Below are 24,611 nucleotides of genomic sequence, written 5' to 3'. Positions count from 1 at the left end.
TGACCATATTCCTACAGGGGGATTGGGTCAGGCCTTGGTGACCAACCCATCCGCACGAAACATCCCGCGAATCCCCCGCACCGCCTGCCGTATCCGGTCCTGGTTCTCGATCAGCGCAAAGCGCACATGATCGTCGCCATACTCACCAAAGCCGATGCCCGGCGACACACACACCTTCGCCTCCAGCAGCAGCTTCTTGGCAAATTCCAGCGAGCCCATTTCGGCATACGCCTCGGGAATCTTCGCCCAGACGTACATCGATGCCTTTGGATTTTCCACCATCCAGCCCAGTTCATGCAGGCCCTTGACCAGCACGTTGCGGCGCTGGCGATACTGCTCGGCAATGTCCTTCACGCACTGTTGGTCGCCTTCCAGCGCGGCAATCGCCGCCACTTGCAGCGGGGTGAAGGTGCCGTAGTCGTGGTAGCTCTTGATGCGCGCCAGGGCGTTGACCAGTTCCGGGTTGCCCACCATGAAACCGATGCGCCAGCCGGCCATGTTGTAGCTCTTGGACAGGGTGAAGAACTCCACCGCAATGTCCTTGGCACCAGGCACTTGCATGATCGACGGGGCTTTCCAGCCGTCGTAGACGATGTCGGCGTAGGCCAGGTCGTGGATCACCAGCACGTCATATTGCTTGGCCAGGGCGATCACGCGCTCGAAGAAGTCCAGCTCCACGCACTGCGCGGTGGGGTTGGACGGAAAGCCCAGGATCATCATCTTTGGCTTGGGGATCGAGCCGCGAATCGCCCGTTCCAGTTCGGCGAAGAAATCCACGCCGGGAATCAGCGGCACCGAGCGCACCTGGGCGCCGGCAATCACGGCACCGTAGATGTGGATCGGGTAGCTGGGGTTGGGCACCAACACGGTGTCGCCCTGGTCCAGGGTGGCCAGCATCAAGTGCGCCAGGCCTTCCTTGGAACCGATGGTCACGATGGCTTCCGACTCGGGGTCGATGTCCACTTCATAACGGTCCTTGTACCAGCGCGAAATCGCCCGGCGCAGACGCGGAATGCCTTTGGAGGTGGAGTAGCCGTGGGTGTCTTCACGCTGGGCCACTTGTACGAGTTTCTCGACAATGTGCGGCGGCGTGGGGCCGTCGGGGTTGCCCATGCTCAAGTCGATGATGTCTTCGCCGCGCCGACGCGCAGCCATCTTCAGCTCGGCAGTGATATTGAAAACGTAAGGGGGGAGTCGATCTATGCGCGCAAAGCGGCGCGGCGAACCTTGGTCGGCCATTGTTGCCTCGAGAGTACGTAAGCGCCCGGAACCGTCCGAGCGACGTTGGCCACTGCGGTGGCCTGCGGGGCAGACAATACGGTCGATGATGGCCAGTTGTCCAGATGCGTAGGAAAATTTTCTGCTTGGAGTGCAGCGTCGATATAGCCCTATACTCGATGCGGGTTTGTTCCCCCATAAGAAGGAGACTGTTCCAATGGATCAGCACACAACACAACCGTTAGAGCCACGCATGGAAGAGGGTAAAGCCCTGGTGATCGCCGGTGTACAAGGGCGTTATTCGAAGGCCACCGTGGGTGATATTCCCAAATTGTGGGAGTTGTTCGACACCTGCATCAAAGACATCAAGCAACGCGTCGGCGGCGTGACTTACGGGGTGTGCCATAACCCCAACCACGGCGAGTTCGACTACATGGCCGGGGTGGAAGTGCCGCGTAAAAGCGATGTGCCCGGTAACTTCGAAACCGTTGAAATCCCAGCCCATCACTACGCCGTGTTCCCGCATTACGGGCCGGTACAGGCGCTGGAGCAGACCTATGAACGCATCATGTTCGAGTGGTTGCCGCACTCGGGCTTCAAGGTGGCGGGGCCGGATTTCGAGCGTTACAGCGCGGATTTTGATGTGACGAAGGGCACGGGGACGGTGGAGGTCTGGCTGCCGGTGGAGCCCAAGTAAACCCATCGATCTCTGTGGCGAGGGCGCCTGCTGGCGCTGGACTGCGCAGCAGGCCCCTCGCTGGGGGACGCTTCGTGCCCCAACGGGAGCAAGCTCCCTCGCTACAGGTCTAGCGTCGTTGACTCGGCAATGGCGCATTTCAACCTGCGCTCATACCCCACCCGCGCCTTGTACGCCTCCCCGCAATCCACCCATCCAGCTCCAAGATACAAGCCCATTGCCGCCACATTTTCGGTGTCCACCGACAACTCGATCCCCTTGATCTGCGGCCACGCCAGCAACGCCGCAGCGGGCAGCGCCTGCAAGCACGCCTTGCCAAACCCGCGCCCTTGTTGGCCACGATCGACTTGCAGCGCATGCAGCGTGGCGCTGTGCTCGTCGGCCCAATGGGGCAGGCACGGCGGGCGTTTGAGCAGCAGGAAAGCCACGGGCTGGTCGTCTGCGAGGAGGGCGAAGCCTTTGATGCCAGGGTTGGGATTGACCCGCAGGCTGTTCAGCGCGCAGTAGATGTCGCCGCAAAACGGCAGCTGTTCGGGGTGCACTTGCAGGCTGTCGAGCTGCTGTTTTTGCAACATGCTCAACGTCTCATAGGGGACGAGGCGGGTTTCCATCGGGGCTGCATCCCAAATACTACAAAGAGGCGCGGATTCTAGCGGGTTTGGCGCCGGTCTGGTCGAGTGCCACCTCCCGGCGCTGCGAACTATAGTGAATGCCTTGCACCGTTGACTCTCTGAACACAACAAACATAAGACTCAGGAGGTTTATTCCATGTCTACCCAACCTGCCGAATTTGAGTTGTCCATCAGCCGTGTGATCGACGCGCCCCGCAGCCGAGTGTTCCGCGCCTGGACCGAGCCGGCGCTGTTGCAACAATGGTGGGGCCCCCACGGCATGACCACCCCCGAATGCGAAATGAACCTGTGGGTCGGTGGGCTGTTTCGCACCCTGATGCGCGCGCCGGACGGCAGCGAATACCCGACCGAGGGCGTGTTCCTGGAAATCGTCGCGCCCCAGCGGCTGGTGTTTACCGATGCGTTCAGGCCGGGGTGGATCCCCTCGGGCAAGGCGTTCATGACCGCAGAAGTGACGTTGCAGGAGGTCGAAGGCAACAAGACGCTCTATACCGCGCGGGCGATGCATTGGAGTACTGAGGATAAACAGGCGCATGAAGCGATGGGCTTTCATGACGGCTGGGGCCAGAGCCTGGATCGCTTGGTGACGCTGGTCACAACCGGCATGCGCGATTGACCAGGCTGTAGGCAATCAACACTGTGGGAGATTCTATGGTTGAGGGGCAGCATATCCGCCAACAGTGCCGCCGCCTTCGCAGCCTCGCCAAAGCTCGACACATTTGCTCTGCATTGTTGCGCCCAGCATATTCGGGCATCACTCCAACATCTTGCCCAGTAACCAGCTCCCCGCCGGCCCCGGCGGGTGGTGGCGGGACCACAGGGCATCCACCGCCACCGACCGCGGCCAGCTGCGGGCCTTGAGCTCCACCAGGCGGCCGCCGTCAAAACGCTCCACCAGCCAGCGCGGCAGCGGTGCCCAGCCAAAGCCGAGCTGGGCCATCTCCATCAACATCAAGTAACTGGGCGCCGACCACACCCGCCCGCTGGCACGGGTTTCAGTCGGGTTGATGATGCTCGCCAGGCGCAGTTCGCGGTGTTGGCGCAGGGTGTCGACGGGGATGCTTTTCAGCCTGGCCAGCGGATGTTCGGGCGCGGCAAACAGGGCGATTTCCGTGCGCTCTTGCACTGGCGCGCCGGTGAGGTCGGGCGGGTAAGTCTCCTGTTGTTCGATAAACGCGATCTGCGCCCGGCCACTCTGTACCAGGGCGATCAAGTCTTCGCACTCGGCGATCAAGCATTCCAGTTCAAGGTCCGGATAACGCTGTTCAAACGCACTGAGGGCAACTTCAAAGCGGTCGGACTGGTAGGTGTCGGACATCGCAATCGTCAGCTTCGGCTCCAGGCCCTGGGACAACTGGCTCGCCGCCAATTCCAGGCGGCTGCTGGCTTCCAGCACCTGTTCGGCGCGTTGCAGCAACACATGCCCGGCCGGGGTCAGCGTTGGCTTGCGGCTGCTGCGATCAAACAGCACCACGTCCAGGTCGATCTCCAGGCTCGCCACCGCCGCGCTGACCGTCGATTGGCTCTTGCCCAGCTTGCGCGCCGCCGCCGAAAACGAGCCCTGGGTCGCCGCCTGGACAAACGCCTGGAGCACTTCATGTGAGGCCATGACTATCGCCTTGATCGATGGTTATTGGTTATGAAGTATCGGCACAAGGGGTAATGATGGCAACGTCTTCACTCACGGAGCCGGGCCATGACCCCTACCAAATCGATGACTGAACGTGTGTGCCAAGCCCTGGGTTTTGAAGGCCTGGCCTTGTTGATCTGCACCCCGTTGCTGGTGTGGATCACCGGCCGGCCGGCGTTGGAGATGGGCGCTGTCACGCTGGGGATCAGCCTGTTGGCGCTGACCTGGAACATCATTTTCAACAGCCTGTTCGACCGCCTCAAGGCGCGTCTGCAACTGGCCAACAACAGCGGCACGCGGGTGCTGCATGCGCTGATGTTCGAAGGCGGGCTGATCCTGGTGTGTGTGCCGTTGATCGCGGCGTGGCTGAACATCAGCTTGATGGACGCGTTTATCCTCGACATCGGTGTACTGCTGTTCTTCCTGCCGTACACCTATGTCTATCACTGGGTCTATGACGTGCTGCGTGACAAGTTCCTACAGAAACATGCCGCCCGAGGCCTCGATGCGCTGCCCGGTGATCCAGTGGCTGCCGTCGGCCAGCAAGAGGGAAATGGCCCCGCCAATATCGTCCGGTAAACCGGCGCGACCCAGGGCGGTATTGTTGGCGACCATCGTGTTCAATGCGGCGTTGTCACGCACGGCGCCGCCGCCGAAATCGGTCTCGATGGCACCCGGTGCAAGGATGTTCACGCTGATGCCGCGACCGCCCAACTCCTTGGCCTGATAGCGCGTGAGCACTTCCATTGCGCCTTTCATCGCGGCATACGCGGCATAACCCGGCAGGCTGAAGCGCGCCAGGCCGCTGGAAATATTGAGAATGCGACCACCGTCGCGGATCAGCGGCAGCAGCTTCTGGGTCAGGAAGAATGGACCTTTGAATTGGATCGCCAGCAGTTGGTCGAACTGCGCCTCGGTGGTCTCGGCAAAGCTGGCATGGGCGCCGATGCCGGCGTTATTGATCAGAAAATCGAAGCGCTCCTGTGCGAAAACATCCTTGAGCAAAGTGCCGACGTCGCCAACAAAATCATTGAAGGTCGCGCTTTGGCCCACATCCAGTTGCAGCATCGCGGCACGGCCGCCCAGCGCCTGGATCTGCTCGGCCACCGCCTGGGCTTCGGCGGCAGCACTGTGGTAGGTGCCAATGATGTCGACGCCTTGTGCTGCCAGGTGCAGCGCGGTGCTTTTGCCCAGGCCACGGCTGGCGCCGGTGATCAATGCGATTTTACGGGTCATGGTGCAATCCTCTCGGGTGGTCAGTGGGATTGAGTGTATTTGTCCGGTCATTACGTGATAAACAGCGCTATACCGGAATCACTGGCCGGATAAAGCGAACAATCCCATGAACAAACTTGAGCTGTTGCGCACCTTTGTGCGCGTTACCGAACTGTCGAGTTTCACCGGCGCGGGCGAGAGCCTGGGGCTGCCGCGCTCCACCGTGTCCGAGCATGTACAGGCGCTGGAAGAACTGCTCGGCACGCGCCTGCTGCAGCGCACCACGCGCAAGGTCCAGGCGACCCAGGACGGTCGCGTGTTGTATGAGCGCAGCAAGGACTTGCTGGCGCACATGGACGAGCTGGAAGGGCTGTTCCGCCAGGATGAAGCGCAACTGAGCGGGCGCATTCGCGTGGACATGCCCAACGTGATGGCACGGGAATTGATCCTGCCGCGCCTGCCCGAATTCATGGATGCGCACCCGTTGATCGAACTGGAAATCAGCAGCACCGACCGCCAGGTCGACCTGCTCGCCGAAGGCTTCGATTGCGTACTGCGCGTCGGCGCGCAGCCGGACCAGACCGTCGTCGCGCGGCTGCTGTGCCGCCTGCCGATGATCAACTGCGCCAGCGCGGCGTACTTGCAACGGTATGGCGTGCCCCAGACGCTGGCCGACCTCGCGCATCATCACCTGGTGCATTATGTGCGCCCGTTGGGCTCACGTTCGGCGGGGTTCGAGTACCAACAGGGCAACAAGGTGCAGCGCATTCCCATGGCCGGGCGGGTCACGGTCAACAGCACCGACGCGTACCGGGTGGCGTGCCTGGGCGGGTTTGGGATTACTCAGGTGCCGGCCCTGGGGATTCGCGAGTTGCTGGCCAGTGGGGAACTGGTGGCGGTGTTGCCCGATTACCCGGCGCCGCCGTTGGATGTGTCGTTGCTGTACGCCGGTCAGCGGCACTTGCCGCAGCGAGTGCGGGTATTCATGGATTGGTTGGCCACTCTTTTACAGTCGCAGTTGTAGCCAATGTGGGAGGTGGCTTGCCCCTCCCACATTTTTACCCTCTGCCGGGTCAGAAGAGTTTGGTGAATAGCCAGTAGAGGCTGCCCGACAACACAATCGCCGCCGGCAACGTCAACACCCACGCCATCAACAGATTGCGGATGGTCTTCATCTGCAACCCGCCGCCATTGGCCACCATGGTTCCCGCCACACCGGACGACAACACATGGGTGGTCGACACCGGCAAGCCAAACATATCCGCCGCGCCGATGGTCAGCATCGCCACGGTTTCCGCCGAAGCCCCTTGAGCATAGGTCATGTGGGTCTTGCCGATCTTCTCGCCCACCGTCACCACGATGCGTTTCCAGCCGACCATGGTGCCCAGGCCGAGGGCGATGGCCACGGCGATCTTCACCCACAGCGGGATAAAGCGCGTGGAGTTGTCGATCTGTTGCTTGAACAGTTGCAGCTTGCTTTGGGTATCGGCGTCGAAATTGCCGACCTTGCCCTTGTCCATCAAGCGAATGGTTTCGCTGGTCAGGTACATGTCGTTACGCACGTTGCCCACCGCTTCGGCGGGGACCTTGGCCAGGGAGCCGTAGCCTTTGACCTGCTCGCCGATCTGCCCGGCGAGGGCGGCGAGGGCCGGGATCAGTTGCGGAGTGACTTCCTTGGTACTGACGTACGCCGACAGAATCGGCCGCGGGTTGCCCGGCAATGCCTGCGGCGCGCTTTTCGCCAGCGCGACTTGAGTCACTTCGGCCACGGCGGCGAATTGTAAGGATTGCTCGGCGGGCATGGTGCGGTTCAGCGCGTAGGCCATCGGCAACGTGCCCACCAGGATCAGCATGATCAGGCCCATGCCTTTTTGCCCATCGTTGGAGCCGTGGGCGAACGACACACCGGTGCAGGTGGCGATCAGCATGCCGCGAATCCACCACGGCGGCGGGGTGTCGCCTTTCGGCGCCTTGTACAGCGAACGGTTCTTCACAAACGCGCGCAGGGCCAGCAACAGCAGGGCGGCAAAGCCAAAGCCGATCAGCGGCGACAGCAGCAGCGCGTAACCGATCTTGGTGGCCTGGGCCCAATCCACTCCGCTGGTGCCGTCACGCCCGTGCATCAAGGCATTCGCCACGCCGACGCCGATGATTGAGCCGATCAGGGTGTGGGACGACGAGGCCGGCAAACCCAGCCACCAGGTGCCCAGGTTCCACAGGATCGCGGCGATCAGCAGGGCGAAGATCATCGCGAAACCGGCCGACGAGCCGACCTGCAAAATCAGCTCCACCGGCAGCAGGGCAATGATGCCGAACGCCACGGCACCGCTGGAGAGCAGCACGCCGAGGAAGTTGAAAAAGCCCGACCACACCACCGCAAAATGCGGCGGCAGCGAGTTGGTGTAGATCACCGTCGCCACCGCGTTGGCGGTGTCGTGGAAGCCGTTGACGAACTCGAAGCCCAGGGCGATCAACAGCGCCACGCCGAGCAGCAGGAAGGGGGTCCAGGTGGTGACCACCGTGCCCAGTTCGTGCATGTCGTGCATCAGGCTGTAGGCGGTGAACAGCAGGCCCATGGCGAGCACGGCGAAGAAAATGATCACCGTGAGCAGGTTGGGCTTCTTGTCCAGCCGGGGTTTGGGGTCTGCGGGGGAGGCGTGCGTGGAGGCAGTCAGGGAAGGGGTGGCCATGCCGGAGCATCCAGTGTGAGAGGGATGCTGCCCATGATCATTGCAGAATGTTACAGAGATGCTGCCATATGTCAGTGTTTCAATGATTGAAGATGCCGCTGGTCGAGATCACACCGCAGGGCCAAATGTGGGAGCGACCACATTTTCAATGGCGTTCCAGTTCAGTAATCCTTGCGTTTGCGGAACGCCCAGCGCCCGGCAATCAGGGTAAAGGTCGCGACCAAGGCCACCAATATCCAGAAGCCTTCCGGGTCCTGGGAAAGCGGCACGCCCCCCACGTTCATACCGAAAAAACCGGCAATGATGTTGATCGGCAATGCCAGCACCGTCACCACCGTCAGGGTGAACAGCGTGCGGTTGCTTTGCTCGTTGAGGTTGGCGGCGATCTCTTCCTGCAACAGCTTGATACGTTCTCCGAGCGCCGTGAGGTCGTTGATGATCAGCGCAAACTCCTCGGTGGATTTGCGCAACTCCTTCACGTCTTCCTTTTGCAGCCACTGCGGTGGGCGGTTGAGCAGGCGCAGCAGCGAGCCCGGTTCCAGCGCCAGCAGGCGTTGCAGGCGCACCAGCACCCGCCGCGCGGCACCGAGTTCGGCGCGGTTGGTGGACAGGCGCGAAGACAGCAACTGGTCTTCGATATGGTCGACGCTGATGCTGGTCTTGCGCACGATCTGCGTCAGCACCTCGCCCTGATCGCGCAGCAGATGCACGAGCAACTCCAGCGGCGAACGGAAGCGTTCCCCGGCCTTTACCGACGAGCGCAGTTTGTCCACCGAGTGCAACGGTTGCAGGCGTGCACTGATCAGCAGGCGGCTGCGGGCGCACACCCACAGCGTGGAAATATCCGACGAGACCATGCTGCTGAAGTTGAACACCACGTCGTTGACCACCGCCAGCAAGGCCGAGTCGACGTGTTCGATACGGGTGGAGCGTGAGCCTTCGTGCAGGGCTTCGAAGAACTCATCCGGCAATTCCAGGTGCTTCTGCATCCAGCGTTCGCACGCGGCATGGGCCAGGTTCAGGTGCAGCCACAGGAATTCTTCCGGGTCTTGTGGGACCTGTAGCGCAGCCAGTGCGGTGGCCGAGTCGATCTGTTCACCCTTTTCGCCTGGGCGAAAACGAAAACCGTAGAGCAAGCCGAACAGGTCGGAGTCCTGGTGGCTGTGGTCAATGCTGTGATTCATGGAGGCTCGCAGGGAAAGGGCCTGTAGGACGTTTCACAGGTCGCGTAGCCGAATCATTGCAAGGGGAATTGACAGTTTTGTGACGGCTTTGTGTTTATTTCCGCTGCGTTAGGTTTATTTGATTATTTCTCAGGGACCGTTCAAACAGCGTCTAGCCCGGCAGATACGGCGCGCTTGGGCGCCTGATGAACCTGTGGGAGCGGGCCTGCTCGCGAAGACGGTCTATCAGAAACACATTCAGTGACTGATCCACCGCTTTCGCGAGCAAGCCCGCACACACATTGGGTTCTGCGTTTTGATCAAGTATCCAGTTTGTTTTCCAGCACTTCGCCGGTCTTGGCGTCGAGCTTCACGTCCCACTTCTTGCCGGTGGTGTCGGTCAGTTCAACTTCGTAGACCAGGCGACCGGCCTTGTCCTCCAGCTCGGTGTCGTGGATAACGGCGCCAGGGTGTTTGGCCAGGGCGTCTTTGTTGAGTTGTTCAAAAGGCTTCACCGCGCCGGACTGCAACAGGCTTGGAATCTGGTCAGGGCGAACGTCGGCTTGAGCCAGGCCGGCGGTCAGGGTCAAGGCGGTGGCGGCGAACAAAGCGGTCAGGGTTTTCATCGTGTGGGTCCTTTTGGGGTGAGCTGTTTAAGTGGCCTCAGGTTAGTCAGCGCAACTTAACTCACCCTTAATTATTTCAAGCAGTTGCGCAGTTTGTTCAATTCGTCGGGCGCGGCGGGTTTCATGCCGGGGGCTGTGGCAACCGCACCTGCTGCTGGTGTTCGCGGGCACTGCGTTTTATCGCGATGCCTACCGCACGGCCTCCAAGGACAGGTCTGCGTGCAACAACGGGGCGAGATCGAACACGGCAGGCTCGGCATATAGCACCGATACCTCACCCTGGCTCGCAAGAATGGCGTGGGGCTGACGCGAAGGGATAAACAGACGATGGGCCCTGGTGACCTGGCCGTCGGGGTTGACCGTGATCGGCGAACCGTTGGAGCACATCACCTGATGCGCATAGTACGCATGGGGCGCGGTACGCCCCAGCTCGCCGATGATCAGGCCGTAGTCACGCCCCAACCACAGGCGGCCTGACCAATGGGCCTTCACTCAATACTTATAGTCGTTCAGCAAGTCCTGCACGCTGGACGACGGCCAGCGCTTGTAGAACTTCAGCAGTTCGGCCGCGCGGTTGGTGAAGATGCCGTCCACGCCAGCCTTCATCACCTTGTCGAAGTCAACCGGCTCGTCGACGGTGTAGACGTGCACCAGCAGGCCTTTGTCGTGGGTCAGCTTGTTCATTTCAGGCTTGACCAGGTTCGAATAACTTTGATCGCCATGGGCGGTCAGCTCAGCCGACGGGCCAGTGCCGATGGCGCCGAGGCTCTTGGCTTCGTCGACCCACTTTTCGAACTCGGCGGCGTCTTTCGGCTCTTGCTTGGCATAGTAGGCGGCCTTGGTGGTTTCGCCGGACTCGGCGAACGTCTGCTTGGATTTTGGCTCGATGCTGCCTTCACCGACCCACAACAGCAGGATTTTCGGGGTGTTCGGCATCTCTTTTTGCAGCTCGACCAGGCTCGACTTCTCGAAGGTTTGCAGCACCACGCGGCCCTTGCCCTGGCCGACACCGGTGTTGCTCTTGCCCAGCTTGGAGCCGGCGGAACTCAACCAGCCTTTATCCAGCAGCTTGTTTTTCAGGTCGGCCTCGATGCCCGGGAATTGCTTGGGCTCCTTGGTCTCGATGTACAGGCCGGGTTTGTGCTGTGGGTTGCCTTCGGCGATCTTGATGATGTCGTCCAGGCTCTGGATTTTCAGGCCGACGAAACCCGGGCGGGCGCGGTCCGGGTAAGCGGCGTTGAACCAGCTGCCGGCGTCGAGGCTTTGCAGTTCTTTCCAGGTGAATTCGTTGGCCGGTGCGTCTTTGCGCTCGGGGAACTTGGTGGCCACGTCGGTGGTGCGCTGCAGGTTGTTGTCGTGCAGGGCGAACAGCACGCCATCCTTGCTGCGTTGCAGGTCCATTTCCAGGTAGTCGGCACCCAGGTCGCGTGCAACTTTGTAGGCGGCGGCGGTGGATTCGGGAGCGTCGTACGAGGCGCCACGGTGAGCGATGACGGCGGGATACGGAATGCCTTCGTTTGTCGCCAATTCAGCCGGGCTGATCGGATCGGCAGCCTGGGCCTGGCCGAGGCCAAGCGTCAGGGCGAGCAGCAGGGCGCTCTTGGTGAACGTGACAGGCATATGCGAAGTCCTTTCGTGGAGGTAGCTTTGAGAAGGCCTCCTTTTTAACAATTGATTGCGAACGGCGCCATCACCAAACCGACATTAACGTGCGCATGCGCCAATTTTCTGGGTTTTTTTGCGGTGCATTGCAGTACTCTTGCCCGAAGCTTCCCCGCCAGAGGGCGGCAATTTCTGCCACGCGTGTAAACCATCTTTCCAGTCCATGTGGGACTTTTCAGTGAGGTTTACCATGCGCATCACTTCCGAGCTTATCTGCCAGGCTGCCGACAGACTCCACGGTTTTGTCGGACTGAACCGCAAGACCGGGCAGTACATCGTTCGTTTCAGCGAAGACTCCTTCGGCATGGATGTGGCCGATGACGGCATCATCCCCACCGCCGAATTTGTCTGGCTGCCCGCCGAGGATGACACCATGACGTTGTCCCGCGAGCGCATCCAATTGCTGCTGGACCAGAACATCGACGACCGCATCAACATCAGTGAGCCGCTGCGGGTGTACATGCGCCGGGTCGAGATCCCGCAGATTGCTGCGTTGCGCAGTCTGGTCAGCTAGCTACCTGTTTGCGAGGTTATAGAGAGCCAAATGTGGCAGCGGGCAAGCCCGCTCCCACAGGGGGTCAGCATTTCAGTTCTGGAACGCATAGTCCCGTTCGACTTTGCACACCCGTGTCTGAAACGCCGAGTACCAAAGGGCCCGTCCTTGCTCACGCACGGCACTGTGCTCGGCTTGCCGCTTCCACGCCAGGATCGCCGCCTCGCTTTGCCAGTACGACACGGTGATCCCCAGGCCATCCTCCCGCGCCGATTCCACCCCGAGAAACCCCGGTTGCCCACGCGCCAGTTCCAGCATGCGCGCGGCGGCCGCGCCGTAGCCGTGATCGCCCTCGGTGCGCAGCGAGCTGAAAATCACCGCGTAGTAGGGCGGGGTGGGTGTGGCGGCGATCATGCGGACACCTCCCGGCAGGCGTTGAGCAAGGCCATCGCCAGCGGCGGCGTGATGCCGTTGAGGGCGGCGCGTTCGGGTTGGAACAAGGTGGCGACGAAAAACGGGTGATCGAGCAACTCCACCGCGCGCAGATCGCCCGCCGAGTCGTGGCCGCAGGCAATCAAGTCGCCTTCGAGCAGGGCATCGAGAAACTCGCGATTGACCCCGTAGCGGCAGCGATAGCCCTCTTCAAGGTCCAGCGTGCCGTAGGCCTCGGCGATGCGGGTGTAGGGCGCCAGACGCACGCGGTCGGTGGCTTCCACCAGGGCGCAGCTCAGCGGCGCGATCACCGCGCGTTTGGCCTCGGGGTTCAGTTCGCCATGTTGCGCATCCGCCCAGCCCAATACATTGCGGGCATATTCCAGCACTGCGTGCTGAAAACCGCCGCAGGTGCCGAGGAACGGTCGCCGCTGCTCGCGGGCAAAACGGATGGCTTGCAGGGCGCCGTCGGTGTCGCGATAGGGGCTGGCGGGCACGCACCAAAAACCGTCAAAGCCGTGCAGCGATGGCAAGTTGTCGGTGTCGAGCCATTGCAGGTGAACGGTCAGGCCAAGCCTGTCGGCTGCCTGTTGCAGGGCCACGGGAATGGCTTGGTGCGCGGTGACAGCGGGGTGGTACTCGCCGATCAGGGCGAGGTGCAGCGTAGAGGCGTTCATCCTGTGCATCCCATGGCTTGTGGTGTCCTGGAGCGCACTATAAATTGGCGTTCACGCAATCAATATTGGCGTTTACCCATATGTTCAATGCGTCAACGCACTATCAGATTGACTACCCCGACCTGTCGTTGATCCTCGCCCTGGTGCGCGGTGGCTCCCTCGCGAGGGCGGCGGCGTTGTTGCGGGTGGACGTGTCCACGGTGTTTCGCGCAGTGCGGCGCCTGGAGGCGGCATTGGGCCAGACGCTGTTTGAAAAAAGCCGCGCCGGCTACTTGCCCACGGGCTTGGCGCGGGACCTGGCGCAACAGGCCGAACGTGCCGAACAAGCGCTGGAGGCGGCGCGCATTGGCGTGGAGCAGGGCGGTGAAGTGATCAGCGGCACGGTGCGCCTGACCTGTACCGACTCGGTGTTGCAAGGGTTGCTGCTGCCCGCGTTGGCGCAATTCATGCCGGATTATCCGGCGCTGACCCTGGAGCTGAGTACGTCCAACGACTTCGCCAACCTCAGCCGCCGCGATGCGGACATCGCCCTACGCTTGACCAAGACGCCGCCGGAGCACCTTGTAGGACGCTGCCTCGGCAACGTCGCCTACCAGGTGTGTGCGAGCCCGGGTTTTGCGCGTGAGCATGCCGGGCGCGAGTTGGCCGAACTGGCCTGGATCGCCCCGGATGATTTCATGCCGGACCATCCGACGGTGGCCTGGCGTCGCGAGCACCTGCCGGGTGTACGCCTTGGTTTTCGCTGCAACAGCATGCTGTCGGTCACCGAACTGGTGCGTGCCGGGCTGGGTGTGGCGGCGTTGCCGGACTTTCTCCTGGATGAAGGCTTGCAACCGATGGGGCCGACGTTGACAGGGCATGGCACGGCGCTGTGGTTGCTTACCCGTCCTGACTGCCGGGCGTTGCGCTCGGTGGTGGCGTTGTTTGATGAATTGGGGCGGCACATCCGGATGAAACCCTAGACCCAAATCAAAAATGCGGGGGACAAGCCCCCCTCCCATATGGGATTACGGGTGTTCTTGGGGTTTTCTTACAAAGTGCTCGTGCAGTTCACACGTCAGGCTTTCGACATGTTCCGTCAGTTGCTTGGTCATTTCCGTCAGCCGGGTGTTCTGTTCGAGTAATTCCAGCAACTGTTTGGTGGTCTGCGCGGCCTGGGCCTGGCGTTCGGTATTGGCAACGGCGAGGGCTTCACGGTGCTGCGCATCGGCGTCGGACTGGGCTTTGTCCCGCGCTGCCTGGCGTGTCTGCGCCAGCAGGATCAGCGGCGCGGCGTAGGCCGCTTGCAGGCTGAAGGCGAGGTTGAGCAGGATGAACGGGTAGGCGTCGAAGTGCGTCACGCCGGTCATGTTCAATACCATCCACACCACCACGATCACCGTCTGCGCACCGAGGAAGGTCGGCGTGCCGAAGAATCGGGCGAAGGCTTCGGCCTTGAGGGCAAAGGTGTCATTGCCAAACGTCGGTGCCAGGTGGGCGTGGGGGCGGTGGAAACGCAGGTGATCGACGGGGGCAGCTTCAGGTTTGCTTGGGGTCATGATGGGCTCGGATCTTCAACTGAGAGACAGTGAAGCACTATAGACCGAGCCCCCGACGCTACGTATGAAGATCGGGTCAGTTGCCGCCACGCTCGTTGGCGAATGCACTGACTGCCTGCACGGCCTCGCTGGTGCCTTCACGAATCTGCAGGATCACCGTGCCGGCGCGGTTGGCCAGGTCGACACCCTGGGCCGCGCGGTCGCGGGTGCCGTCCATGCTGTGGATGGCCTGGCGGGTTTCGTCCTGGATCATCGCGATCATGCTGGAGATCTCCGCGGTGGAGCCGCTGGTACGCGCTGCCAGTTGCCGCACTTCATCGGCCACCACGGCAAAACCACGGCCTTGTTCACCCGCGCGCGCCGCTTCGATGGCCGCGTTGAGGGCCAGCAGGTTGGTCTGATCGGCGATGCCACGAATGGTGTTGACGATGGCGGTGATCTGCTGCGAACGCTCGCCAAGCTTGGCGATCAGTTGTGAGGAGCCGTCAATGTCGGCGGCAATGTCGCGCATGCCGCTGGCCGTTTGCTGGATCACTTCGGCACCTTTTTCGGCGATGTCCCGGGTGCTCAGGGAGATGTGATACGCCTGGGCTGCGCTGGCCGCATCGGCGCTGTGCTGCTGCACCATGGCGGTGACGTCGGAGGCGAACTTGACCACTTTGCACAGGCGTCCGCCGGCGTCATACACCGGGTTGTAGTTGGCTTCCAGCCACACGGTGCGGCCGTTTTTATCCACGCGCTCGAACTGGCCGCTGAACATTTCGCCCTGGTTCAGGCGGCGCCAGAACTCGCTGTAGGCCGCGCTGTTGGCCAACTCCGGGGTGCAGAACAGGCGGTGATGCTGGCCCTGGACCTGTGTGAGGCTGTAGCCCATGCGTTGTAGGAAATTCGTATTGGCGGTGAGGATGGTCCCGTCGAGGTTGAACTCGATCACCGCCATCGCCCGGCCGATGGCGTCCAACTTGGCGTTGGCTTCGCTCTCGGCTTGCAGGCGTGGGGTCACGTCCATGGCGTACTTCACCACCTTGACCACGCGGCCGGCGTCGTCGCGTACCGGGTTGTAGCTGGCTTCCAGCCATACTGAATGGCCGTCGCCTGCCACCCGTTCGAAGGTGCCGGACCGGAATTGGCCGTTGCGCAGGTTCGTCCACAACTGGTTGTACTCGGCGCTACGCGCAAATGTGGGGGTACAGAACAGCTTGTGGGGCTGGCCGACGATCTGTTCGGCGCGGTAGTTCATGGTCTTGAGGAAGTTGTCGTTGGCCCGCAGCACGTTGCCTTGCAGGTCGAATTCGATCACCGCCATGGAGCGCTCGAGGGCGTCCAGCAGGCTGGCCTGTTGGGCCACGGTATGTTGCAGGGCGCTGATGGTTTTTTTGTGGGCGTTAAATAGCATGTTCGGATGCTCGGGCAAGCAAGCGTAGGGGGTATCCATGTGAGGTCGCCTGCCCCGTAAGGCGCTGGGCTCTACGGTTGACGTGCTCATTGTCAGCTTCCTGGTGCTGACAGCGGGGTGGAACAACGGGGTCAGAGTCGCGCAGCGGGAAGAAAGTTCGGCGATGTGCCACTACTTTTTACCGGCGGCGCCCAATGAAGGCATTATGCTATCGCTGCAAGTGCTGGGCAGGAAATTCAGACGAGGTGTCGTACGACAACTTCAGGCGGAATGAGCCACGCAATAGTTGCTGACGTTGACCCGGTTGCGCCCGGTGGCCTTGGCGGCGTACAGCGCCCGATCCGCGGCGTTGAGCCACATCGCGGCATCGCTGAAACCGGGTTGGAAGTCGGCCAGGCCGATGCTCAGGCTGACGCGTAGCTCCGGGATCTGCGGGTTACGGTAGTTGCTGAAGGTCTCGCGCATGCGTTCCATCAACTGCGCGGCTTCTTCCAGGGGCATTTTCGGAAGAATCACACAGAATTCATCGCCACCATAGCGTCCGGCCAGGTCGTTTTCCCGCAGGTTGCGCCGCAACTCCAGGCTCAGTTGGCGCAGCACCGCGTCACCGACGATATGGCCGTGGGTGTCGTTGATCTGTTTGAAGTGGTCAATGTCGATCAGCGTGATGGTGGCGTGGCTTTGTTGTTGCCGGCACTTATGGAATTTGATGTGCAGCAGGTCTTTCCACGAACCGTGATTAAGCAAGCCCGTGAGGCTGTCGATACGGCTGAGGGCGCTGAGGGCACGCTTGTGCTCGGACAGTTTGATCGCCAATTGGTAACAGACCATGCCGATGGCCATGGGGTAGAGGGTCAGCATCGGCAGGCAGGCGTAGATCTCAAGCACGCTGACATCCGCGTCGAAGCGCATGCCGAACAGCAACCACCCGGCTCCGATACCCACTGCCTGAGCCAACAGGCCGCGCAGGAACATCTGTTTGCCGCCCGCTGCGACGTTATTCATGGCCATCATGGACAGGATGGTCACGGCCGTCAGCGGCGAGAACTCAATGGCTGCCGCCCAGAACCCGCCGAAAAACGAGTCGTAGATCAGGTTGCGTTTTTCGGCCTGATAGGGGAATTGGGCGCGCGTCGAGAGTTGATACGCCACATGCGGCCAGCCAAGGCCATTGAACAGCAGGAACGCCCAGACCCAACCGGGCATCGAGAGCGGGTAGAGGGCGGCGGCCACACTGATGCCGCCGATGCCCAGGCCGATGATCCTTGGCTTGTAGATACGCCTGGCAAATGAGAGCCCTTTGCCTTGTCGGTTTTCCATAAATTCTGAGTCAGCTCTTTTTGCAGGTACGGCAGCGTGTTCGTGGGGTAACCGTTTATCGGATAAGGCTGTGAATATTGTCAGTTATTTGCGCACGAATAATCAGTGGCCTTACAGGCCATTTGTGCAAAACAGAGGGCGAATGCGTCAAAAACGACCTGCAATGTCGTTCAAGCAACAGCGTCTACCGAGGGTGGACTTCGTAGCCGGCCAGGAACAGGTCGATGGCAGACTCGATCACGCTGGCCTGGTTGGCGGCATCCAGGGTCGGTTGGCCAAGGGTGATTTGCGGCCAGAACGCGAACGCCTTGAGCAGGCTTTGGATCTGGTGGGCGGCGAATGCCGGATCGCTGCAACTGAGGCGGCCGTCTTCCTGGGCGGCGCGGACCCACTGGGTAAAACCTTCTTCGCGCTGGCTCAGGCGGGTCACCATGTCTTGGGCACGTTCCGGCGAGTGAATGGTGGCGGCGATAGCAACCCGGGCCAGGTCGAGGAAGTTGGCATCCGCCATCATCTTCATCTTGGCCTCCAGCAACCCGCGCAGTTGCTCGCGCAGCGGGCGGTCGCTGGTGTAGCTCACATCCAGTTGCGCGACGCTGCTGGCCCACAATTGGTGAAGGATTTCGGCGAACAATTCCTCCTTGCTCGGGAAGTGGTTGTACACGGTGCGCTTGGAAACACCGGCGGTGGCGGCGATCTTGTCCATGCTGGTGACCTCGAAACCGTTGGCGCGAAACTCGGCGATGGCCGCAGCCACGATGGCTTCGCGTTTACGGTCGGTGAGGCGTTGAGGGGCAGTCATGGGGGGCATTCGGCTCGGCAGGGGAAATTACACTCGGTAGTTTACTTGCTCCGGATTTTGTTGCAATCTTGAAACTACACTGTGCAGTGTAATTCTTCAGCGCTCTGTAGGAGTCACCTGGTAATGGCCATCCTCTCATCCCGTGTCGACCCTTTGCCTGAGGGGCTCAAACCTGCCGAGCAGGAACAGGGCCCCTTCAGTAACGACGCTCCCGTACAACACGGCGGCTTTGGCAAAACCTTGCGGATTTTCTGGAACATGCTGTTCAACAAGCCACGCAGCACGCGGCCGGTGGGGACGATCCCAGTGCAACCGCTGACCCGTGACCAGTTGCTGGCAGCGCCCGATCACAGTGTGTTTCGCCTTGGGCATTCCACGGTCTTGCTGAAAATGCGCGGTAAGTTCTGGGTGACCGACCCGGTCTTCGCTGAGCGCGCTTCGCCGTTCAGTTGGGCTGGCCCCAAGCGTTTCCACCAGCCCCCCATCAGCCTCGATGAACTGCCTGCGCTAGAGGCGGTGATTCTTTCCCACAACCATTACGACCATCTTGACTACAAGGCGGTCGTGGAATTGGCCGACAAGACTCGCTATTTTCTCGCACCGCTGGGCGTGGGCGACATTCTCGTCAAGTGGGGCGTTGAACCCGGCAAAGTACGGCAACTGGATTGGTGGCAGGGCACCGAGGTGGATGGCATCCGGTTTGTCGCCACACCTGCGCAGCATTTTTCCGGGCGCGGCTTGTTCGACAGCAACCAGACCCTGTGGTGTTCCTGGGTGATGATCGACGGCGCGCGGCGGATCTTCTTCAGCGGTGACACCGGCTATTTCGATGGCTTCAAACGCATTGGCGAGCAGTACGGTCCGTTTGATCTGACGCTGATGGAAACCGGTGCCTACAACGTCGACTGGCCCCACGTGCACATGCAGCCAGAGCAAACCGTGCAAGCACACATCGACCTCAAGGGGCGTTGGCTGCTGCCGATTCACAACGGCACCTTCGACCTGGCGTTCCATGCCTGGCACGAACCGTTCGACCGCATCATGGCCTTGGCGTGGGAGCGCAATGTGTCGATCACCACGCCGGCGATGGGCCAGGCGTTCAGCCTGAACCAACCTGAGCGCGGGCAGGCGTGGTGGCTGGAGGTGGAAACCCAGGGCGCCGAAGAAAGCCTGGCAAGCTGAAGCTGGCGGCGTCGGAAAAAGGAGTTTTCAAGGTGTTTCCGGGCTGCGACAGAGGCCGGATGAGGGTGCGATGATTCCCGGAAAATTAATTTCTGGGGGACGTTTTGATGGATGAAAAGTGTAGGAAAATTTGTGCAGTACGCGTGCCGTGCCTGCCGGTGCAAGTGCTGCCCACGTTTGTCGAGCCTGCACCTGCTGGCCACGTTCCTGAGGCAGCGGGCCGGCGCGGTATTGCGTTTAGCGTCGAACCCCTGGCCGGCATGCCGCATGAGGTGAGTATCCCGATCCCTGGATATGACGCACCGGCGATTCCCTTTAAAACCGTGCGTGATCCCTCGCTGTCATTGATCGCCCTGAGTGGTATCGACCCCTCTGGACCAGTCATGGTGGAGGTGCCTCTGGTGCAGAACAACACCACATTCACTGCGACCCCGGCTCTGGCAGGCCGACGCGTGGGGGTTGCCGAGCGATTTGATGATCAGACACCGATCGAGCAACACGCCTCTTTTCTCCGCGCGCTGGAGATACTGCGGCGGGCTGGCGCGCACTTGGTGCTGGTGCCTGCCCGCGCGGCCAAGGGCGATCTGCACTTCACCTTGCAGAGCCTTAATGAAGTCGATGAGCTTGTCAGCGAATATCGCTTGGATGCGGTGGTGTCCGACAGCCGCACTGGAGCGTTTCACAGCGCTTGCTGGAACGGTTACCCAGCGCTCAACGAGCCGCTTGAGGACGGGGCGACACTGTGGTTCTACGGTGCGCGCTGGTCGAAGGCGATGTTGGCAGCGCTGGTGCAGGGCTATCGCAGCGTGCGTGCGTTGACTCCGGTTTAGGCCAGGCTACCCCATGCGTTGAACAATCCCACGGTATGAACGACTGGCCTCGCGCAGCCTGGATGGAGGGGCGTTTTTAGAATGGTGTGCGGATCAACATAGGTCCTTCGTCAATTCTTACCCCTTCCTGGAGGTGTTGCATGTTTGGTATTGGTCTTGGTGTGGGCGCGGTAATTAGCCAGGCGTCGAGAATGATGGGGGTGAAACCCGCGGGCGATCTACGCAAACCGGTACCGCCTGGCACTGAGTATGTCGGTGTTCGCGAACTCGGCGAGCAAATGGCACGGCCGGGTGGGTTCACCTCGGAAGATCTGGTCACCTATTTGCAAGCGCGCATTCGTAAGCTCGACCCCGCGTTAAGCACCATCATCGAACTCAACCCACAGGCGTTGGAGATTGCACGCGAGCTGGACCGCGAGCGCATGTCAGGCAAGGTCAGGGGGCCGCTGCATGGTATTCCGGTGCTGCTCAAGGACACGATCGAGACAGGCGATACCCAGCAAACCAGCGCCGGCGCGTTTGGATTGACGGGGACGGCGGCGCGCAAGGATGGATTTATTGTCGAGCGCCTGCGTGAGCAGGGCGCGGTGATCCTGGGCAAGACCAACCTGACGGAGCTCGCGGGTTTTCGCGGCGGCCCCGACGGTTGGAGCAGTCGGGGCGGGCAAACGCGCAACCCTTACCATGCGGATGCACCGGTCGGTGGTTCAAGTTCGGGATCGGCCGCCGCTGTTGCCGCCGGGTTGGCGCCGCTGGCCGTGGGCACCGAAACCAGCGGTTCGATCATTGTGCCGGCGGCGCTCAACGGCGTGGTCGGTTTCAAGCCCAGCGTGGGCGTGTTGAGCCGCAGCGGCATCATTCCAGCCAGCCACCGGCAGGACACACCGGGGCCGATGGCGCGCTCGGTGTTTGATGCTGCGCTCATGCTTAATGCAATGTCTGGCAGCGACCCTGACGACAGCGCGAACATTGATGCGCCCAAGGGCATCGACTACACCGCATTGCTCAAACCCGGAGCGTTGCACGGCAAGCGTATTGGTTACCCGGCGACCTTTTGCGCGAAGGGCGAAAGCCTGTCGGTGGACAATAGCCCTCAGTTTGCCCAGGCGCTTGAGGTGCTTCGAGCGCAAGGGGCAACTGTGGTGCCGGTGAATATGCGACTGGCCGACGCCTCGCGTTATGGCGAATTGTTGTTTGCCGATGTGAAGGACGAGTTGAATGACTACCTGGCCAAGCGACAGGGACTGCCGGTCAAGTCGGTGCCGCAACTGATTGCGTTCAACGATGCGCGTGATGGAGCCGCCACCGAGCACCAGCCGGTACTCAAGCAAATCGAGGCATCCACCCTCACGCCTGAGGAACGCGAACCCCTATGGGATGCCCTGATCCAGGAGTTTCGTGGCACCTTGGATGAGCTGATTGACGAGCAAAACCTTGATGCGGTGGTCTCGGACTTCGAGACCAACAGCTACTTTGCGGTCGCCGCAGCTGGTTACCCTGGTGTCTCGGTGCCTTCCGGGAAAAATGACGACGGTGAACCGACCAGCGCGTATTTCTTTGGTGCCCGCTGGAGCGAACCGACATTGCTGGCGGTGGCCCATGGGTATGAGCAGGCTGCGAAAGTGGGGATCAAGCCGGTTCTTTAACGTCAACGCATTAGACTTCATCCTGCGCCGCCTACGCTGTCCAGTGATCCGGCTGGACACTACGCACCATTCGGTTGAGGGGCTGGTGAGTCAAGAGAGGCCGCTGTTGAACCCATCAGCCGCGAGATGATACCTGGCTCGGCGGGTTCGGCCGGAGCAGGGGTAGACCTGCGTGCACTCATTCCCCACCCCGGCGCGAACCCTGGGAAAAACACCAGCCCCTCCGCCTCCAGCCGAAACGCCAGGGTCAACCGGGTTTCATCTTCCACGTCGGCGTGGCTTTCAAAGCGTTGCACCGCTTCCACTGCGACACCCGCCTGGCTGGCCAGGTCTTCGCGGCTCCAGCCCAGCATCGCGCGGGCCTGGACGCTGTGCTTGGCGGTGAATTGGTGCAGGACGATCTGTTGTTCTACGAAAGAGCTCATTGCCAGAGAGGACATGGGGTTTCTCCAGGATTCGACGGGGGAGGGCAAACTATACTGTGTTTTTGTACAGTTGTTTTGACCGCTCATCAACTGGATTTTTTTCGAAGGCTCGCGACCAGCCCTTACTCCACCCCCGGCGCCTCCCGAATAATCAAGTGATCCAGGTTCTCGATATTCGCGCTGAACACCCCGAACGTCTGCTCGGGGTGTTTCTTGCTTGGTACTTGTTTCAGCTCGGGCGTCACCCCGTAAAAGAAACAGTACAGCGCCTGCTTACTGTCCACCGCCGCCTTGATCTGCTCCAGGAACGCCTTGCGCTTGCGGTAGTTCTCGATCAGCTTTTTGCTCAGGTAGACGTTGACAGAGTAAGGCTTCTTGTCGAGCCACACCTTCTTTTCGAAGTCGATGCGAAAGCTGCTGGTGTAGTCCTTGATCGCCTTGATCCTGCCCCAGTAGATCAGGCCCTTGTTGTCTTGCAGGTACTCGATCTTCTTGAAAAACGCCCAGTACGTCGCAGTATGCTCGCCGATCTTCAGTGGCATGCTTTTGAGCTTGTGCTTGTCGTCGATGTTCGACACATAGCATTCCACCGGGTGGGCGAACACACTGGTTTTGTCTGGGGGGGAGTCAGTGGCGACGTGGGAGGTGCTGCTGCGGATTGAAGGTGTTTTCGTTGGGTCTTGTGGGGCGTTTGCTTCGGTGTCGACCACAGTGGCTTTGCGTTGGTATTGGCGGCGGGTGAGCACAAACTCCGATGGGAAATTGTCCTCGCGCTCGTCGTCACTTTCACCGGATGCGGCCTTGTGCGTGCTGGCATAACGGCAGCCGTCGATATGCCGGGTGCCGGCCTTGTTCTTGAAGTGCGGCGTGCGTTGGTAGTTGACGTTTTTTGCGTTGAAGGTGCTCAGCGTGTTGCCCGCATCGAATGCTGCACGGCATTCATCGTTGGGGCAGAAGAAACGATCCTTGTCGGAATCGAAGTCGCTGGTTTCGTCGAAATTCAGGTCTCGTACGTCGTAGATCGACAGCTTTTCATCGAGACTCAGGCTGTAGGCCGTGTCGAATTTCATGGGGCTCGGGTCCGTGAGATAGTTCGCTATTAATAGCGGGATTTGCCTCAAATATCAGCAACAAGAGCAATCCATATACCTTTGGCGAGGCTACGATGGGGCCGCCATGATTCACTCGTAACGCCGGCCAAGGCGCTTGCGAATATCTACGTTCGACCGCGTGCCAGGCTTGCGGGTAGAGGATTGGGTTTAAGCTGCGCAGCAGAGCAGCGTCAGCGCTCACGGTTTTCAGACTCACACCGATCAAATGTGGGACCTGTAGAACCCCTGTGAGGCTGCGAAGGGATCGGCTCAGTTTTTTTTGCCGACCCCACTCACTGGTATCACCGCTGCAACCGGGCCCGCTTGTTCTTCTTCCCATGAAAATGCCGAAAATGCGCATCCTGCGCCGCCGCCAGCAACTCCCGATCCCCGCGCGTGTCACCCCAGGCCCGCAGACGATAATCCCCCAGGTCCCCATACACCGCTTCAAGCCGCAGCACCTTGTTCTCACAGCGGCAATTGTTGCCGGTCAGCTTGCCGGTCAGCACCCCGTCGACCACTTCAAGCTCGGTGCCGATCAACTTGATCCCCAGGCGATCGGCAAACGGCTGCAACACCAGCGCCGGCGACGCCGAGCACAGGGTCACCACCGCTCCGGACTTCAACTCATCGGCCACCGACTGCAAGCCGCTCGGGCGCATCAACCTGGTCCAATACGCCTGGCAATACGCTTGCGCCTGCTGCTGCACCCAAGCTTTCTCCACCCCGGTCATGAAGGTGCGGATCAACTGCGCCTTCAACTCATCCCGGCTGGTCAGCCGCAACAAAAACCGCAGCCCAGGCACCGCGAGCTTCACCATCCGCCGGCAGAACTCAGCCTTGCCAAAGGCAAACTTGAGGAACGGCACAAAACTGTCGTGGTGGGTCAGGGTGCCGTCGAAGTCAAATACGGAAAGTACTTTTGCATCGGCGGGGCCGGCTTCGAGCATGTCTGGGGTCACGGGGTGGCCTCGGTCGTATCTACTGAATATTGGAATGCACCAGCTGTGACAACCGCAGTTTGCTCGCGTATCAATCTATCGATTTTCGCGTAAATCGCTGCGGTAAAAGCCTCCCGGTCGCTGGACCGGTGACAACGCTGATGGCAATTGGGGCACAAGGCTACAGCATTGGTGATGCGATCCGAACCCTTCCGGGCGAGGTGCTGGGTGCGATGTGCTTCAAGAAATGGCAAATCACCAGGCATAAAAAAGCCCCGAGCGAGTCAGGGCTTCTTGATATTGCT

Annotated in this window: 26 protein-coding genes and 3 pseudogenes; 9 read left to right on the top strand and 20 right to left on the bottom strand. The window is 60.9% G+C overall.

Annotated features, from left to right (window positions below; translation table 11 throughout):
* Positions 1 to 27: 27 nt before the first annotated feature.
* A complete protein-coding gene (alaC, locus tag PSH81_RS20950) occupies positions 28 to 1,239 on the bottom strand; it encodes an alanine transaminase (protein ID WP_226456204.1) in 1,212 nt (403 codons plus the stop codon).
* A 196-nt stretch (positions 1,240 to 1,435) separates the two neighbouring features.
* Here alaC and PSH81_RS20945 point away from each other — a divergent pair, with 196 nt between their 5' ends.
* Positions 1,436 to 1,915, top strand: a complete 480-nt coding sequence (locus tag PSH81_RS20945; protein WP_226456203.1) for a GyrI-like domain-containing protein — start codon at positions 1,436 to 1,438, stop codon at positions 1,913 to 1,915.
* 101 nt (positions 1,916 to 2,016) lie between these two features.
* Here the strand turns inward: PSH81_RS20945 and PSH81_RS20940 are convergent, their stop codons facing one another.
* Entirely contained in the window at positions 2,017 to 2,526 is a 510-nt protein-coding gene (locus PSH81_RS20940; protein ID WP_305391416.1) for a GNAT family N-acetyltransferase, read from the bottom strand.
* A 157-nt stretch (positions 2,527 to 2,683) separates the two neighbouring features.
* Here PSH81_RS20940 and PSH81_RS20935 point away from each other — a divergent pair, with 157 nt between their 5' ends.
* Positions 2,684 to 3,163, top strand: a complete 480-nt coding sequence (locus PSH81_RS20935; RefSeq protein ID WP_305391415.1) for an SRPBCC family protein — start codon at positions 2,684 to 2,686, stop codon at positions 3,161 to 3,163.
* 138 nt (positions 3,164 to 3,301) lie between these two features.
* Here PSH81_RS20935 and PSH81_RS20930 read toward each other — a convergent pair whose 3' ends face one another.
* The gene (locus tag PSH81_RS20930) at positions 3,302 to 4,156 is read right to left on the bottom strand and encodes a LysR family transcriptional regulator (protein ID WP_192301048.1); all 855 of its coding nucleotides are present in this window, start codon (positions 4,154 to 4,156) and stop codon (positions 3,302 to 3,304) included.
* Positions 4,157 to 4,243: 87 nt separating this feature from the next.
* Between PSH81_RS20930 and PSH81_RS20925 the strand changes: the two genes are divergently transcribed.
* Positions 4,244 to 4,756: a multidrug/biocide efflux PACE transporter gene (locus PSH81_RS20925; RefSeq protein ID WP_226456199.1), complete on the top strand. Its 513-nt coding sequence runs from the start codon at positions 4,244 to 4,246 to the stop codon at positions 4,754 to 4,756.
* Here PSH81_RS20925 and PSH81_RS20920 read toward each other — a convergent pair.
* Positions 4,655 to 5,413 carry an SDR family NAD(P)-dependent oxidoreductase gene (locus tag PSH81_RS20920; RefSeq protein ID WP_192301050.1) on the bottom strand — a complete coding sequence of 253 codons (759 nt, stop codon included), beginning with the start codon at positions 5,411 to 5,413 and terminating at the stop codon, positions 4,655 to 4,657. The genes PSH81_RS20925 and PSH81_RS20920 overlap by 102 nt on opposite strands.
* Positions 5,414 to 5,519: 106 nt before the next feature.
* Between PSH81_RS20920 and PSH81_RS20915 the strand changes: the two genes are divergently transcribed.
* Positions 5,520 to 6,416, top strand: a complete 897-nt coding sequence (locus PSH81_RS20915) for a LysR family transcriptional regulator (protein WP_192301051.1) — start codon at positions 5,520 to 5,522, stop codon at positions 6,414 to 6,416.
* Positions 6,417 to 6,465: 49 nt separating this feature from the next.
* On the opposite strand, the gene PSH81_RS20910 is transcribed toward PSH81_RS20915, so the two are convergent.
* The 5 genes from PSH81_RS20910 to PSH81_RS20890 all read right to left on the bottom strand — a co-directional run bounded on the left by PSH81_RS20910 (position 6,466) and on the right by PSH81_RS20890 (position 11,491).
* Positions 6,466 to 8,082, bottom strand: coding sequence for an inorganic phosphate transporter (locus PSH81_RS20910; protein ID WP_192301052.1), 1,617 nt, complete (start codon positions 8,080 to 8,082; stop codon positions 6,466 to 6,468).
* A gap of 161 nt (positions 8,083 to 8,243) precedes the next feature.
* A complete protein-coding gene (locus PSH81_RS20905) occupies positions 8,244 to 9,266 on the bottom strand; it encodes a transporter (protein WP_305391414.1) in 1,023 nt (340 codons plus the stop codon).
* A gap of 299 nt (positions 9,267 to 9,565) precedes the next feature.
* On the bottom strand, positions 9,566 to 9,871 hold the full coding sequence (locus PSH81_RS20900; RefSeq protein WP_192301055.1) for a PepSY domain-containing protein: 306 nt from the start codon (positions 9,869 to 9,871) through the stop codon (positions 9,566 to 9,568).
* A 189-nt stretch (positions 9,872 to 10,060) separates the two neighbouring features.
* A complete protein-coding gene (locus tag PSH81_RS20895) occupies positions 10,061 to 10,363 on the bottom strand; it encodes a hypothetical protein (RefSeq protein WP_226456198.1) in 303 nt (100 codons plus the stop codon).
* The gene (locus tag PSH81_RS20890) at positions 10,364 to 11,491 is read right to left on the bottom strand and encodes a glycerophosphodiester phosphodiesterase family protein (protein ID WP_192301056.1); all 1,128 of its coding nucleotides are present in this window, start codon (positions 11,489 to 11,491) and stop codon (positions 10,364 to 10,366) included. It lies immediately after the preceding gene.
* Positions 11,492 to 11,723: 232 nt separating this feature from the next.
* On the opposite strand from PSH81_RS20890, the gene PSH81_RS20885 reads away from it, so the two are divergent.
* Entirely contained in the window at positions 11,724 to 12,047 is a 324-nt protein-coding gene (locus PSH81_RS20885; RefSeq protein WP_192301057.1) for a DUF2025 family protein, read from the top strand.
* A gap of 72 nt (positions 12,048 to 12,119) precedes the next feature.
* Here the strand turns inward: PSH81_RS20885 and PSH81_RS20880 are convergent, their stop codons facing one another.
* Positions 12,120 to 12,440 (bottom strand): antibiotic biosynthesis monooxygenase, encoded by a 321-nt coding sequence (locus PSH81_RS20880; protein WP_305391413.1) that lies wholly within the window; start codon positions 12,438 to 12,440, stop codon positions 12,120 to 12,122.
* A complete protein-coding gene (locus PSH81_RS20875) occupies positions 12,437 to 13,135 on the bottom strand; it encodes a CTP synthase (protein ID WP_305391412.1) in 699 nt (232 codons plus the stop codon). The genes PSH81_RS20880 and PSH81_RS20875 overlap by 4 nt, the downstream gene beginning before the upstream one ends.
* Positions 13,136 to 13,215: 80 nt before the next feature.
* Between PSH81_RS20875 and PSH81_RS20870 the strand changes: the two genes are divergently transcribed.
* Positions 13,216 to 14,097, top strand: a complete 882-nt coding sequence (locus tag PSH81_RS20870; RefSeq protein WP_305391411.1) for a LysR family transcriptional regulator — start codon at positions 13,216 to 13,218, stop codon at positions 14,095 to 14,097.
* A gap of 45 nt (positions 14,098 to 14,142) precedes the next feature.
* Here the strand turns inward: PSH81_RS20870 and PSH81_RS20865 are convergent, their stop codons facing one another.
* From PSH81_RS20865 to PSH81_RS20850, 5 genes and pseudogenes are all read right to left on the bottom strand, one after another.
* Positions 14,143 to 14,673: a DUF1003 domain-containing protein gene (locus PSH81_RS20865; RefSeq protein WP_192301061.1), complete on the bottom strand. Its 531-nt coding sequence runs from the start codon at positions 14,671 to 14,673 to the stop codon at positions 14,143 to 14,145.
* A gap of 76 nt (positions 14,674 to 14,749) precedes the next feature.
* Positions 14,750 to 15,184, bottom strand: a pseudogene (locus tag PSH81_RS27590) (methyl-accepting chemotaxis protein); the annotation flags it as partial.
* Positions 15,185 to 15,349: 165 nt separating this feature from the next.
* A pseudogene (locus tag PSH81_RS27585) lies at positions 15,350 to 15,979 on the bottom strand (PAS domain-containing protein); the annotation flags it as partial.
* Between the two features lie 351 nt (positions 15,980 to 16,330).
* On the bottom strand, positions 16,331 to 17,389 hold the full coding sequence (locus PSH81_RS20855; RefSeq protein WP_305391410.1) for a diguanylate cyclase: 1,059 nt from the start codon (positions 17,387 to 17,389) through the stop codon (positions 16,331 to 16,333).
* A 184-nt stretch (positions 17,390 to 17,573) separates the two neighbouring features.
* On the bottom strand, positions 17,574 to 18,191 hold the full coding sequence (locus PSH81_RS20850) for a TetR/AcrR family transcriptional regulator (RefSeq protein WP_226456193.1): 618 nt from the start codon (positions 18,189 to 18,191) through the stop codon (positions 17,574 to 17,576).
* Between the two features lie 123 nt (positions 18,192 to 18,314).
* On the opposite strand from PSH81_RS20850, the gene PSH81_RS20845 reads away from it, so the two are divergent.
* From PSH81_RS20845 to PSH81_RS20835, 3 genes are all read left to right on the top strand, one after another.
* The gene (locus PSH81_RS20845; protein WP_226456192.1) at positions 18,315 to 19,373 is read left to right on the top strand and encodes an MBL fold metallo-hydrolase; all 1,059 of its coding nucleotides are present in this window, start codon (positions 18,315 to 18,317) and stop codon (positions 19,371 to 19,373) included.
* Between the two features lie 107 nt (positions 19,374 to 19,480).
* Positions 19,481 to 20,203 (top strand): hypothetical protein, encoded by a 723-nt coding sequence (locus PSH81_RS20840; protein WP_305391409.1) that lies wholly within the window; start codon positions 19,481 to 19,483, stop codon positions 20,201 to 20,203.
* 140 nt (positions 20,204 to 20,343) lie between these two features.
* Positions 20,344 to 21,849: an amidase family protein gene (locus PSH81_RS20835; protein WP_305391408.1), complete on the top strand. Its 1,506-nt coding sequence runs from the start codon at positions 20,344 to 20,346 to the stop codon at positions 21,847 to 21,849.
* 59 nt (positions 21,850 to 21,908) lie between these two features.
* Here PSH81_RS20835 and PSH81_RS20830 read toward each other — a convergent pair whose 3' ends face one another.
* From PSH81_RS20830 to PSH81_RS20815, 4 genes and pseudogenes are all read right to left on the bottom strand, one after another.
* Positions 21,909 to 22,289 carry a helix-turn-helix transcriptional regulator gene (locus PSH81_RS20830; protein ID WP_226456189.1) on the bottom strand — a complete coding sequence of 127 codons (381 nt, stop codon included), beginning with the start codon at positions 22,287 to 22,289 and terminating at the stop codon, positions 21,909 to 21,911.
* A 107-nt stretch (positions 22,290 to 22,396) separates the two neighbouring features.
* The gene (locus PSH81_RS20825; protein ID WP_305391407.1) at positions 22,397 to 23,344 is read right to left on the bottom strand and encodes a hypothetical protein; all 948 of its coding nucleotides are present in this window, start codon (positions 23,342 to 23,344) and stop codon (positions 22,397 to 22,399) included.
* Positions 23,345 to 23,667: 323 nt separating this feature from the next.
* A complete protein-coding gene (locus PSH81_RS20820) occupies positions 23,668 to 24,315 on the bottom strand; it encodes an HAD-IB family hydrolase (protein ID WP_226456312.1) in 648 nt (215 codons plus the stop codon).
* Positions 24,316 to 24,389: 74 nt separating this feature from the next.
* Positions 24,390 to 24,560: pseudogene (locus tag PSH81_RS20815) on the bottom strand (HNH endonuclease); the annotation flags it as partial.
* Positions 24,561 to 24,611 lie beyond the last annotated feature (51 nt).

The sequence above is a fragment of the Pseudomonas sp. FP2335 genome, from assembly GCF_030687535.1.
Lineage (GTDB): Bacteria > Pseudomonadota > Gammaproteobacteria > Pseudomonadales > Pseudomonadaceae > Aquipseudomonas.
The sequence above is the reverse complement of the archived record's forward strand: the minus strand, read 5'-3'. Positions and strand labels throughout refer to the sequence as shown.